A 13,550-nucleotide genomic window follows, 5' to 3' on the forward strand; every position below is an offset into this window, starting at 1 on the left:
TTTCTCATTAGAGAAACCTCTTTTTTTATTTATTCTTAAAATATACCCTAAATGTACTTCCCACCCCTACCTCGCTTTCTACTTCTATTTTACCATTAAGAGATTCTACTTGGGTTTGAACCAAATACAAGCCAAATCCCTTGCCTTCTGTATGTGTGTGCATACGTTGGTACAAGCCAAATATTTTATATGTTCCTGATTTTAGGTCTATGCCAAGCCCGTTATCACTTACAGAAAGGCAGGTATAGCCATTTTCTATATGGGTTTTTAGCTTGACCTGTGGTGTTCTGCTGGGAGAGGAATATTTGATAGCATTGGAAAGCAAATTGTAAAGTATGCTTTCTAAATAGGCTTTGACGGTGTATAGTGTATCTGCTTGGGAAAAATCTGTAATAATTTCTGCTCCATGCTCTTTAATTTCATTTTTTAAACTTTTCTTTATAAAATTTACTATTTCATTTAGATTTACTTGCTCACGATTTTTCATGGCATTGTTGCGAATAGAGAGTACCTCGCTCAAATCTTTGATAGTCGTATCCAATCGCTTAGCAGAATCCTCTAAGTAAGGGAAAAGTTCTTTCCGATGCTCCTCCTGCATTTGCGGATTTTTAAAAAGTGAAGTCAGTCCGAGCATATTAGCCACAGGAGCGCGTAGGTTATGAGAAACAATGTATGAAAACTCCTCTAAATCTTTATTTCTCTGCAAAAGGTTCTCTGCCGCACTTTGCAGTTCCATAGTGCGTTCTTTTATTTTGCTCTCTAAATCATTGTGCAAAGCATCAAATTCTTCTCTCTGATGTTTTAGCTGCTCTTCTTTCTCGTGTAATTCATTTTTCACCTGTTCTAACTCCTCCTGCAAGTCAAATAGCTGCTCGCTGACGAGATTTTCCTTTTTATTATTTCTCAGGAAAAAATAGGCTGCCGCAGAAAGCATTAGTACTCCTATGATATAAAGATAAAACTGATTATTTTGCTTTTGAAGTATCTTATCTATAAGCAAAAGATATTTTTGACTTGTCTGAATACCCTGCTGATGACCTATTTTCTTAGCAAGAGCAAGTGCTTGTTGGCTGTATTGGAGTGCTTGCTGGGGCTGGTCTATCAAATGGATATATGCTAACTCATTGAGCAGAGCTACTTGCTGAGTATCAGAGGTAGTATTTGCTAATACATCGTGTAAGCTATCCAATTGGGTTCTTACCCTTTGGGCATGGCTTTCAGCGTATATTAGCAAAAAAGGGATAAATATAAAGCAAACAAACGTTTTCATTGTATAAAAGTCAATACGCACTATAAATATAAGTAAATATAGGTGCTTTTTACAAATTATTTCTCGTTTGTTTTCTTATACACTCACAAATCTGCAAAACACCCCCAAAGGCAACTTTTTCTCAAAACTGTCCTCTAAGTAAAGTTCGCCAATATGTAGATTATCTTTCTTGCCAAAAGCATTATGTATAAGATTGGCGCCGATGATAGCAGACAAACCTTTGGAATAAAGATTCATCACTAAAAAGTGCTGTTCTCTGTCTAACAGCTGTGCCACCAGTTTGACTAATTCGTTGATACCTTCCTCTAATACCCATTTTTCTCCATTTGCCCCTCTACCGTAAGCAGGAGGGTCTAAGATGATACCTTGATAAATAGAGCCTCTGCGAACTTCTCGCTTGACGAACTTTACCGCATCTTCTACAATCCAACGTATGTCTTTTAGTCCGCTCATTTCTCTATTTTCGTTTGCCCAAGTTACTAATTGTTTAAGAGCATCTACGTGAGTTACTTCTGCGCCTGCGCTCCTTGCCGCCAAAGAAGCAATACCTGTATAAGCAAAAAGATTGAGAACTTTGGGGACTTTGATGTTGGTTTTGGTACTAATGGCTTTGGTACTATCCATAATAAAATCCCAATTTGCCGCCTGCTCTGGGAATACGCCTACGTGCTTAAAAGAGGTTAGTGAGGCTTTGAATTTCAATAAATTGTCTTTGTAACGATAGTGCATTTGCCATTTATCTGGCATCTTTTTTAGTATATTCCAGTTGCCTTTGTCCCTCATTTCGTCAGTAATATTTTTATTCTCGAAAATCGCATGGGCTTTTTTTCTCCAATCACTTTCAGCAAGGGACTTGTCCCAAACTGCTTGTGGTTCTGGTCTGGCAGTAATATACTCTCCAAAACGTTCTAATTTTTCAAATCCTCCTGAGTCAATCAACTCGTATGCTTCCCAGTGCTGAGGAGTAAGGGTATCTATGTGCATGATGTACGACAAGTATTTTTAAGTCATTTAATTCTGTAAATATTTAAGCAATCTAAGAATAAAAGTGCTTCAAAAAGCATTTTCAAAACATTCTATTTCGCTGTTTGCTACTCCAACAGATTCAAGACACCTTGCTTTTTCCCTCTGATTATCTTTCCGTCTTCGCAACCTGTGTATTCTACCACGACTTGGTAGGCATCGGCTTGGGCAGGACTGCCTTGGAAATAGCCATTCCAACCCTCCTCGGGGTTATCTGTTTCAAATACCAATACACCCCAGCGATTATAAATTTGCATTCTAAACTTAGTCAAGTTTTCATGCCTTACCCTGAAAATATTATTTGCTGGCGTGCTATGGGGAGTAAAAGCATTAGGAAGCACCAATACAGGCGAACAGCACTCGGTAACGGTAACTTCGCCTATGGAAACACAAGCCCCCAAAGAGTCTGCTCTGGCGATGAGCTTGTAAGTACCTGCTTCTCTGAAAGTAATTCTGGGGTTAGTGGAGGAGGCAACTAATTTGTCTTGACTATCATACCACTCGTAAGTGTCGTAGCCTGCTTCAGTTTCCAATTCTGCTCTTCCATTGCAGATAACAGGTCTGCCTGTAATTTCAAGTTTTTTTAGAATACCGCTTTTGCTTAAATCTACTTCTAATTGAGCAGTTGGGTGCAGTTCGCAAAGTTTTCCTTCGGTTACAGAAAATACTCGATAGGTATAAACTGTCCCTACATTTAACCCTCTATCAGTGTAGGTAGTTGTTCCTCTGGGAATTTGCGTCAGAAAAGTAAAATTTGTACCGTCAGTAGAGCGGTATAGTACCGAGCCTACGGCATTACTTGCTGTATTTTCCCAATTGAGTAGGACAGCTCCCGCCTCTCCAGCACAGGCAGAACGCAGGTTAATCGCCTGAGCATTAGGGTAAGGAGGTTCAAAAACAAATACCCTCCTATTGCCGTCAGTATCCCCGTCTAAAGCAGTAATGACTCCTACCCCAATTCTGTTCTCTATGATGTCGTCTGTAATAGGTGAAGTAGGAGGATTAGTGGAAATATCTACCCCTCTAAACTGATTTCTGTTTGAGCCTGAGCTGATGCCTATGCGAAAACTATTAGACTCAAAAGAACTTCTTACTCGACCATACCTAAACTCTATTCTTCCGCCTCTATTGTTTGCATTGGGCAGAGGAGCGGTTTCGTACAAAATAATTTGAAAAGTAGCATCGTTGCTCGTACTTTGAAAATTGAGGTTCATATTTCTACATTCCACAACCAAAGTACGATTGGGAGCGTTGCCAAATACTTGATAATGAATCACTCCCCCATTAGCGGATACCCTCCAATCTCCAATGACTGCCCCAGTAGTGGCGTTTCTGTCCCCTGATGACATAGCAATAATACGCGCCACATCGGGAATACTATAGGCATTGCCTGCGGGAACAATAGGATTTGTCCCTAATTGGATAGCACCATTGGCATTGATAGTGAAGGAAGTATAACGCACTCCCATAAACCAAAACTCAAAGCCAATAGGCGTAACGGCAGAGGTGATATTGGTCGCTCCTGCATTGATGAGAACAGTAGGATTGTTTAATACAATCAAGGAAGAGGTTTTATTGGTTGAGTAAGCATAGTCCTCAGCTTCCTGAGCAGTAGCTTGGTAGAGAAAGAGAAAATAAGAAAAAACAATGAGGCAAAAGTATTTTTTCATTTTTAAAATGATTTCAAGGTCTGATATATCGTAGGCAAATATTTTTCCAAAAAACAAAAGCATATCCTCTACACATAGAGAATATGCAAAGTTACAATTTTTATCCTTGTTTTATTTATTTTCTTCTATCTGACCACTACCTGTCCGCCGTTTGCATGAATCTTGATGACCCTACTGCCTCTATTCCCCGAATTATTACTCAAGTTAGTTTGGGGCGAATAGCTATTCAGTGGATTGTTTGAGCGATTATTCATTAAGCTATTCAATAAAGACGAAGCATTATTTTTAGTATCATTATTAGGCTTGCTTTGATTGGCGTTGCCTTTGACGACCTCAGACGGGTTTCCTGTGATATCCAACTGGTACGCTAAGTTTTCCTCTGGGATAATTCTAATGTCAGTAGATTTGGATTGAATATCCAACCACTCAAAGCTTGACCTTAGCGTACGAACTTTAAAACTTCCTGCTTGCATTTCCAAGCGTGCTTTTTGACGCATTTCTTGGATAGAAATTTTTGAGAAAGAAGTTTTCCCTGTAATAGAAAAAGCATTGGCAATGTCGAGTTCGTCGTTGCGAGAGTCCATGTCTAAGTCTTTGATTTCGTTAATATTGACCATAGACGAGCTACTCTCTAAGTACAATCTATCTACATTTCGCAAGTTGAGTTCCCCAAATTTGACGGCAATTCTCCCACTTTTAAAATTGGAGATAAAAGCCTTGCTCGATAGCAAGTTAAGCGTACTCAAAGGAGGCAACTCATTGGCTTGCACATTGCCATAAGCCAAAGTCAGTTGCAAACTTCCCTTAAAATTTCTCTCAAAGCTAATATCCCCGTATTTGTTGTTAAGGATTAACTTAGCCGTTTCAGGAAGCAAAATCGTGATATTGATTTCTACATTGCTCTTGTCTATGACTTCTTTTGACTTATCTAAAATATTGTCAATGAGTTGGGAAACTGCTCCGCTGCCTTGCTTCTCGATAATTTCAGTAGTCAAGATAAAATATTTTTCATCAAAAACAGGTTGAATCTGTACACGCTGCAAGATTTTTTCTGCTTCGTCTTTGCTTTTAGCTACTGCATAAATATCCACTGTAAGTTTAATAGAATCTCTATCCCAAGCGATTACATTGATTTTTCCATACTTATTTGTCAGCCTAACCTCTACATTTCTTTCTACTTTGGCATCTTGGTAGATTCTTTTGCTTACTTTCTCTAACGCATCTCCTTCTCTTTTGATTGGAATGACGGGACTGGCAACCCCATACATTACATTTACAAAAAAGAGGAAAAATGCAATTTTATATACTTTTATCTTTTTCATGTGTTCCTTCATTTTTTGGATAGATTCCTTTACCGTTTGGATTCTTCTTCAGTTTGATTTCGTTGAGCATCTTCTCTAACAATTCAATCCGAACTCGATAATTGCGAATCATAGCTTCTACTACTTGCTCATTATTAGCATCTTCTTTTAAGTCATTTTTGAGGTCGTTATAAATCTCCTCCAATTCTTGGATATCTATTAATAAATCGCGGTCAAATAAATCATCATTTTCATACTGCTTAAGTTCCGTCAATTTTGCATGAAAAATCTGTTCATAGTAGGCTTCTGTCTTAGAAAGAGGCGGGTCATCCTCCAAAGCATCTATTTTATAAGACACCCAAGTAATCCCTGCAACGAGCAGAATCAGTACACTCGCCGCTACTCTCATCAGCATTGAACGGCTGAAGGAATACATTTTCACTGTCTTGTTTACCTGCTTATTTTTTTTTGACTGTTTTTCCTCAGTCAAAATTGGAAAATGTTTTTCTTCTTTTAACCGCTGACTAATGCCTGCCCAAAGTTCTTCGGGAGCTTTGAACTCCTCAAATTCTTGGCGGTTTTCATCTATAAAATTTTTTAACTTGTCCATATTTTTATTATTTTATTCTTGAATAGTTGGATTGTTTTACTGTTAGATTATTATTTTACTTTCTATACTTACAACTTAAAACTAATATTTAACAACTAACACCAAACAACTAATATCTAATATCTAACATCTAAATCAATTTCAAGCGTTTTTTCTCCTCCTCTATTATTTCCCTGAGTTTTTTTCGAGCTTTGCTGTACTGAGCCTTAGAGGTCGACTCGGTAACGTTCAAGATTTCTCCGATTTCTGCATGGTCATAGCCTTCAAAAAGGTATAAATTTAACACTACCCTACAGCCTTCGGGAAGTTGGGTAATGGCTTTTTGTACCAACTTGACTTCGTACTGGGTATAGCTATCGTCTTGGGTTTCTTCTGAAATGCGTCTGGCACTTTTGCTATCTTCCAAGCTAATCGTAAGTAACCGCTTCTTTTGCAATAAGTTAATGCACTTATTGATAACAATTCTCTTGAGCCACGAGCCAAAAGAAGCCTCAAAGCGAAAAGTATGCAACTTGGTAAAAGCCTCTACAAAAGCCTCTTGCAAGAGGTCTTTGGCTTCGTCTTCGTTTTTGACCATACGCATACAGACGTTATACATGGCATCTGCATACTGCCGATAGAGTTGGTATTGTGCTTTGCTATCATTTTCCAAACATCGCTCTATCAAGTATTTGTGTATGTCACTGTTGCTTGCTTCCAAGTTTTTGTTTATCTGTCCCGCAGGGCGGGGTATATCTGTTACAGCTTGCATTTCTTGTTAGATTTAAAGTAAAATTAAGTTTTTTACTCCTTACTTCTACTTCAAAGACAAGGGCAGGGGCAGAAGGTTGCTCTCCAATGAAAAAATTTAGGCAAATTTTTTTAGTCTGCTTTTTTTTCTCTCTCCTCTAATTTAGGTGAAAAATACGCCAATTTGCTCAGATAAAAAACCTTTCGGGAGTTTCCTGAGCTACCTGCTTTGAGTTGTTGCATTCCATAGAGAATAAAATAATCTCCATACCAAGACATGACAGCCTCTCGGTCGCGGTCGCTAATGAGTTTGTTGGCTTCCTCTTTAAGGGGAATTTCTATTTCCTTGATTTCCTCTACAGTTGTGCTTTTATCGGTGCGTTTGTAAAATATCTTTCCATCTTGGAAATTAAGTAAAGTCAAGCTATCTCTACCCATATTGACTTGAAGCTGGGGGGTTACTTGGAAATGAGATTCTAAGTCTTTGTATTCTAAGCTATTGTCCCAAAGTAGCCTGCCTGTTTTATCAAAGGCGCATACGATACCATGCCTATATTTGTACCCGACGGGACTGCGGCTTGCAGAGGGTGAGCGCATAAAATCATTGATGTTGATAAGAGAGCGATAAGACATATTCATGGCAGAAAGAAACATCGGATTTACATTAAAACCTTGATTGATGCCGTCTCTGTAAATAGGGTTATAGGAATCAGCTAAGAACAAAATTTTATCATCAAGAATCTTTAATTCCCTGATTACGAAGTTATAATCATGTTTGTATATATTTCCCTCTTCTCTCTGCCCTTTGATTTTGCTTAGGACTTTGTCTTTTCGTTTTGCTAAGTAATTAAAAAAGTTTTTGAAGTAAATGAAATCGTAAAATTTAATAAATTCTTGGGCATTATTGACTATATGAGTTACATAAATGCCCTGAGCCTTGTCTTTGGCAAGTAGAGAGTACATTCCGAAAAGATACCATTCATTTTGGCTGATGAAGTAGGGCTGGAAAGTATAGAGGATATAATCTTTTTCATAAGGTACGGCAGTGTTATTCAACAACTTACCTTCTATATCAAAAATATTGTAGTAAAAACTTTCTTTCTTCTTATTGGTAGTTGGGGTAAGCAATACGAAAATACTTTTGTCATTTTTACATATATCTAAGCGGTTAATGGTAGCTTTGAGTGTATTGATAGCAGGCAGTACTTTGGGCTTTCCGTTGATATAGTCATGATGAATTACTACGGGACGCCCATCTACCGAACCTCCAAAAAGCAGTACATTATCTATGACTGCAAAATGGGAGATTTCCATTTTTACGATTCTCTCATACTTTATAGGGATAATTAAACCACCGTGTATATGTATTTTGAGAATATCGTACTCTTTGTCTTCTTTATTGATAAGGAGATACAGGTAATCACCGTCTTGGTAATGTAAACCTACGTTACTGCTGTAATCTATACTAATGGCGCGCATCCACTGCTGTTGGAGGGTAGTATCAAATTTGCTGAGGATAATTTCCTTTCTGCCACCTTTGAGATACTCCTCGCTTTCCACAAAAACGAGCATTCCATTCTCTTCCAAATTTAGTACTTTGTAGTTTTCACCTACTTTTTTATTGATTTCCAACTCTGTACGTTGTACTACCTTTATCTGCCCCCACGCACAAATGCAATAAGTACAGAAAACAAAAAATAAAATTAGATTTTTCATAAATGATAAAGTTTAGTTCCCCAACTATCGCTTACCATGTAAATAAGACTTTATGCAAAGTCTAAATAATAAAACCAAGTACGCTTGATTAAGTTTGTTACTTGCCCAGAAGACAAGATAAAAATAACAATTAATAGCTAATATTTAACAAATTTGAGCAATGATTAGTTGTAAGATGTGGATTTATGTTTTTTATAATTGTTCTTATAGAGTACCTCAGAGGTTTAGACGATTGTAAAACTATGGTGTAGGCATTAATTCTCAATTATTACTTTTCTTAGTTTTTTTATTCTTCCTTTTTTGATATGCCCCAAAAGTTTTATAAAGACAAATAAAAAAACAGTCCCCTCGCAAAGCAAAAGGACTGTTCCAATATTTTTTTAGCGGAATACCGCCCAGCGGTTCGCCGCTCAATTTACCCCCTTAATAAATATCTTTAATGGCTCGCCGTAGCGATTATAATTTTAACCATTTTGATGTTACAAAGTTAGAGGGTTTTTATGTTCTGAGAAATAGCAGACTTTGCTCAAAAATAGTGAGTAATATTACTCAAAAATTCCAAAGACCTGTCAGGTTTTGAAAACCTGATAGGTCTGGTCTAATTTCTCCTTACTGCGACTTCTTCTCCTCTTTTTTCAACATCAATGGGTCAATATTTTGATTTTTAATGAGTTGGTTGAGTTTGGGCAAGTCGTTTTCAAAGATAGTTTTTAGCTTGGAAAGTTCGGCATCTATCTTGGCTGTGAGGTCTTTTTTCACCTCTACGGCTTGGTCAGTAGGGCGATAGTTACCGCTTGCCGCTACCCCTGCTACCCCGCTTAGTTTGTCGTTTAGGCGAATAGGGAAGTTGAGCGGGTCTTGTCCACTGCGATTTTTGGTTTGGTAGAGTTTTTCCTCTATTTCAGTGGTTTTCTTGTCAAAGTCCTTGATAGCGTCCAAGACTTCCTTGTGCTTGTCCTTGTCTAAGAGTTGTTTGTAGGCGTTCATTTGCGTTCTGATACTTCTGATGTCTTTGATAGCCTTGTGGGTTTCGGTAAGTTTGTCCCTTATTTCTATCAAAAAGTCAAATTGGGCTTGCAAATCCTCTTGGCTTACGGTCAGTCTTGGGTCTTTGACGATTTCAAATGGCACAGTTGTAGAGTCCTTACCAAATTTTATCTTGGCGTAATAAGTTCCCGGTACAGCCATCGCTCCTTGCAAGCCTCTCCTGTTCCACAGAATCATGCCCTCGAAGGTTTCTGCATTAGGGTAGCGCATATTCCATGCAAAGCGATTGCCTCCCGCTTTTGCTTCTACTTGGTCTGCTCTTTCTTTGGCATTGGAAGCGTATTTCTTAATAAGTTTTTGGTTTTTGTCCAAAATCTCAATGCTCAATACATTGGCAGAGTCAGGGGCAGATTTGAGGTAATACTGCAAAACCACACCGTTAGGAGGATTTTTACCTACTAAAAGCGGATTCCCACCATTTCCTCCTTCTATTCTGTATGTTTTCCTTGGTGTAAAAACAATCAAATTTTTATCCTTGTGTTCAGGTTTCAACTCTCGCACAGGCGTAAGGTCATCTATAATCCACAAACTTCTGCCTTGCGTAGCGGCAATGAGGTCGCCGTCTTTAATCGTCAAGTCGGTAATTGGCACTATAGGCAAGTTGAGTTGGAAAGGTTGCCAATTTGCTCCGTCATCAAAGGAAATATACATGCCCGTTTCTGTACCAGCATAAAGCAATCCTGGACGCACAGGGTCGGCACGCAATACTCTGGTAAAGTGTGATTTAGGGATTCCATTGGTAATTTTTGTCCAAGTTTTTCCGTAATCTAAGGTTTTATATAGATAAGGTTGGAAGTCATTGGCTTTATAGAGTGTACCAGCAACGTAAGCTCCTCCTTTCACGAATGGGTGCGGGTCAATGCTGTTAATCATCAACCATTCGGGCATAATGTTTTTGGGAGGGGTTACATTTTCCCAATTTTTCCCACCATCTTTGCTTACATGAATCAAACCATCATCAGAGCCTACCCAAAGCAAGTCTTTCTCGTAAGGCGATTCGCAAGCGGCGAAAATAGTGCAGTAGTACTCTACGCTGGTATTGTCTTTGGTGATAGGGCCGCCTGAGCTACCCATCTTTGAAACATCATTTCGGGTCAAATCAGGGCTTATTTTTTCCCAAGATTGCCCTTCATTCGTTGTTTTGAAAAGATGATTACCTGCGGCGTAAAGAGTATTTGGACTATTGGGTGAGAAGAAAATTGGGAAGTTCCATTGGAATCTATATTTTGCCCCAATTGCCCCATCGCCCATCGGGTTGTCGGGGTAAACATCTATGGTTCTCTCCTCGCCTGTGCTGTGGTCTAAGCGGGTCAAATAGCCATCATAAGAGCCACCATACACGATGTCATTATTCTTAGGGTCGACGGCGATGTGTCCACTCTCACCTCCTGCGGTTTCTTCCCAATCTTTTTCTGTAATTCCTGCAAAGTTGGTCGTTCTGTGGCGAACTCTTAAAGTTGAATTGTCTTGCTGGGCTACGTAGATGCGGTAAGGGAAGCTATTGTCTGTTACTACTCTGTAATATTGAGCAGTAGGTTGGTTATGATAAGTAGTAAAATTGTTTCCACCGTCAAGACTTACTTGCGCCCCACCGTCATCAGCAATAATCATATAGTTGTGGTTTTGCTTGGAAATCCAAAGGTCGTGGTGGTCGCCATGAGGAGCATTCTTCATTTCAAAATTCCTGCCTCCATCTCTGGAAACACCATAGCTTACGTTCATGACATAGACCATGTTTTCATCTTGGGTGTCCGCGTAGATGCGAGTGTAGTACCATGCTCTTTGCCTCAAGTTTCGGTTGTCATTGACCTTCGCCCAAGTAGTGCCACCGTCATCAGAACGATATACGCCGCCGTCTTGGTTTTCTATAATTGCCCAAACCCGATTGGAATTGACAGGAGAAATGGTAACGCCTACAATTCCCCAAATACCTTTGGGCAATCCTTTGTTTTTAGAAATATCTTTCCACGTTTCCCCGCCATCAGTGCTGTGCCAAAGAGCCGAACCTTCTCCACCACTTTCCATGCTATAAGGAGTGCGAATGACTCTCCAAGTGCTGGCAAAGATAATTCTTGGATTATTCGGGTCTAAAATCAAGTCCACCGCTCCTGCCAAATTGTTTACGAAAAGCACCCTTCTCCAAGTTTTCCCTCCGTCAGTAGTCTTGTAAACACCTCTCTCCTCGTTAGGTCCGAAAAGGTGTCCCATGACTGCGGCGTAGGCAATGTCAGGATTTTTTGGGTGAATACGAATGCGAGAAATACGCTGAGAGGTCTCTAAGCCAACGCATTGCCAAGTTTTTCCTGCATCATAGCTTTTCCAAACTCCGTAGCCATGCGAAACGTTGCCACGTACCGTTTTTTCGCCCCCGCCTACATAGATGATATTAGGGTCGGATTCTGCCACTGCTACTGCCCCGATAGAGCCACCAAAATAACCGTCAGAGATGTTGAACCAAGTGTTGCCTGCATCGGTGGTTTTCCATACACCACCACCCGTAGCTCCCATGTAATAAACATTGGGTTGTCCTTCTACCCCTGTAACAGCACAAGAACGCCCCCCACGAAAGGGACCAATGCTTCGCCATTCCAAGGCATTGTAGAGGGTGCTGTCGTACATTCTGGTAGCAGAGGTAGCTGTAGTCGCTGTACCAACCTTCTTTTGGGCATAGGTTGGTAAGGTAAATAATACTTGTGATAACACAAGTATTAGGGTTAATGATAAGAGTCGCTTCATGTTTTCTAATTATAAGAGATTATAAATTAATGAGTTGGTAAGTTATAAATTATGAATTATTTTTGCAAGAACTGATTTTCAATTATTTGCAAAAATAAAAATATAAGAATTGGTTGATTTTTACAGGAAGTGATACGTTTTCATTTAAGTAGTCAAAAGTAAGAAACTTTGGGTAAGATTGCTATTGAGGGCGGGGAAAGATTTGTTTTACAAGATAATTAAACCAAGATTGTAACACTTTGTCTAATTTTTGGCTAACTTGCAAGCGATTTGAAAATGAACTAACTTCCTAAATAGTGAGAAAATATACGTTTACCTTTTTTTATTTTATCTTTTTTTTGTTTTTTCTTGTCATAGAGGCATGTAGCCCTACCGCATCAAGTAAAGAAAATGAAAAAAGATATTTTGACTTAGCTTCCTTTGTACAAAAGCAAGTAGATAAACTATCCAAGCAATCCTTATTGGTAGAAAAGAAAATCTATTTAGATGGAAAACAACAAAAAATTTTCTCTGACTCTATCAACTGGGCAAAAGAGTTGGCTTTGTTTAAAGAGGCAGACGTTAATTCTCCTTCCTTAGTAGGAAGCTATGACATCAAGGAAGATAAACAAGCACATACTTTGAGTTATTTGGCTAAAGAAGATAGAGTGAAGGTAAGAGAAATACAATTAGTTTTGGGTGGTGATGGGAGCATAGAAAACATCAATGTAGAAGAAGTCAAAATTGTATATGCAGAAAATAACCAACTATACGAAATTAGTAGAAAAATGAGTATGAAAGTTAAAAATGAGCAACTTCATGCCTATACTATACAAGGATTTCAGAAAGTAGTGTTCAAGGATAGCATGGTTTATGAAATCAATGGAATCATCAAGCCAAAAAATCAGTAACTTTTCATCACTTTTAAAAAAATGTCTTCGGCTAATAAAAATTTAAGTGTGTATTCTGATAAGAACCTTACAGATATTTCTGAAAAAAGGTTTGCCTTAGTCGTTTCTGAGTGGAACGAAGAAGTAACAGAGAAACTATACAAAGGAGCTTCCCAAACCCTACTCAAGCACGGGGCAAAGGAGGAGAATATTATCAGAAAAAATGTACCAGGTAGCTATGAACTAAGTCTGGGAGCGCAATACATGGCTCAGCAAGAGGAGATTGATGCGGTGATTTGCTTGGGTTGTGTTATCCAAGGAGAAACTCGACACTTTGAGTTTATCTGTCAGGCAGTTGCCCAAGGCATTACACAAGTAGCTTTGAAATACAATAAACCTGTGATTTTTGGAGTTTTAACCCCAGATAATCAAAAACAAGCTCTTGACCGCGCTGGTGGCAAACACGGCAACAAGGGGGACGAGGCAGCAATCGCAGCAATTAAAATGCTTGGTTTTTAATTTAATTTTACAGAAATCAAATTATGGATTTTATCAGTTCATAATTTCAAAACTCATTAC

10 protein-coding genes are annotated in these 13,550 nt (G+C 38.8%); 2 read left to right on the forward strand and 8 right to left on the reverse strand.

The window, feature by feature from the left end; translation table 11 throughout:
* Positions 1–25: 25 nt before the first annotated feature.
* From BM141_RS13985 to BM141_RS14020, 8 genes are all read right to left on the reverse strand, one after another.
* Positions 26–1,270 carry a sensor histidine kinase gene (locus BM141_RS13985; protein ID WP_091546725.1) on the reverse strand — a complete coding sequence of 415 codons (1,245 nt, stop codon included), beginning with the start codon at positions 1,268–1,270 and terminating at the stop codon, positions 26–28.
* 75 nt (positions 1,271–1,345) lie between these two features.
* Complete coding sequence (locus BM141_RS13990; RefSeq protein ID WP_091546728.1) at positions 1,346–2,254, reverse strand: class I SAM-dependent rRNA methyltransferase; 909 nt, start codon at positions 2,252–2,254, stop codon at positions 1,346–1,348.
* A 107-nt stretch (positions 2,255–2,361) separates the two neighbouring features.
* On the reverse strand, positions 2,362–3,963 hold the full coding sequence (locus BM141_RS13995) for a T9SS type B sorting domain-containing protein (RefSeq protein WP_177217389.1): 1,602 nt from the start codon (positions 3,961–3,963) through the stop codon (positions 2,362–2,364).
* 125 nt (positions 3,964–4,088) lie between these two features.
* Positions 4,089–5,285 carry a hypothetical protein gene (locus BM141_RS14000; RefSeq protein WP_091546734.1) on the reverse strand — a complete coding sequence of 399 codons (1,197 nt, stop codon included), beginning with the start codon at positions 5,283–5,285 and terminating at the stop codon, positions 4,089–4,091.
* Positions 5,263–5,874 carry a hypothetical protein gene (locus tag BM141_RS14005; protein ID WP_091546737.1) on the reverse strand — a complete coding sequence of 204 codons (612 nt, stop codon included), beginning with the start codon at positions 5,872–5,874 and terminating at the stop codon, positions 5,263–5,265. The genes BM141_RS14000 and BM141_RS14005 overlap by 23 nt, the downstream gene beginning before the upstream one ends.
* A gap of 130 nt (positions 5,875–6,004) precedes the next feature.
* Entirely contained in the window at positions 6,005–6,625 is a 621-nt protein-coding gene (locus BM141_RS14010) for an RNA polymerase sigma factor (protein ID WP_091546741.1), read from the reverse strand.
* 110 nt (positions 6,626–6,735) lie between these two features.
* Complete coding sequence (locus BM141_RS14015; protein WP_091546746.1) at positions 6,736–8,319, reverse strand: hypothetical protein; 1,584 nt, start codon at positions 8,317–8,319, stop codon at positions 6,736–6,738.
* A 609-nt stretch (positions 8,320–8,928) separates the two neighbouring features.
* The gene (locus tag BM141_RS14020) at positions 8,929–12,102 is read right to left on the reverse strand and encodes a WD40/YVTN/BNR-like repeat-containing protein (RefSeq protein WP_091546748.1); all 3,174 of its coding nucleotides are present in this window, start codon (positions 12,100–12,102) and stop codon (positions 8,929–8,931) included.
* Between the two features lie 296 nt (positions 12,103–12,398).
* On the opposite strand from BM141_RS14020, the gene BM141_RS14025 reads away from it, so the two are divergent.
* Positions 12,399–12,992, forward strand: coding sequence for a hypothetical protein (locus BM141_RS14025; RefSeq protein WP_091546751.1), 594 nt, complete (start codon positions 12,399–12,401; stop codon positions 12,990–12,992).
* 21 nt (positions 12,993–13,013) lie between these two features.
* Positions 13,014–13,490: a 6,7-dimethyl-8-ribityllumazine synthase gene (ribH, locus tag BM141_RS14030; protein WP_091546753.1), complete on the forward strand. Its 477-nt coding sequence runs from the start codon at positions 13,014–13,016 to the stop codon at positions 13,488–13,490.
* Positions 13,491–13,550 lie beyond the last annotated feature (60 nt).

It is taken from the genome of Thermoflexibacter ruber (assembly GCF_900113045.1).
GTDB classification, from domain to species: domain Bacteria; phylum Bacteroidota; class Bacteroidia; order Cytophagales; family Thermoflexibacteraceae; genus Thermoflexibacter; species Thermoflexibacter ruber.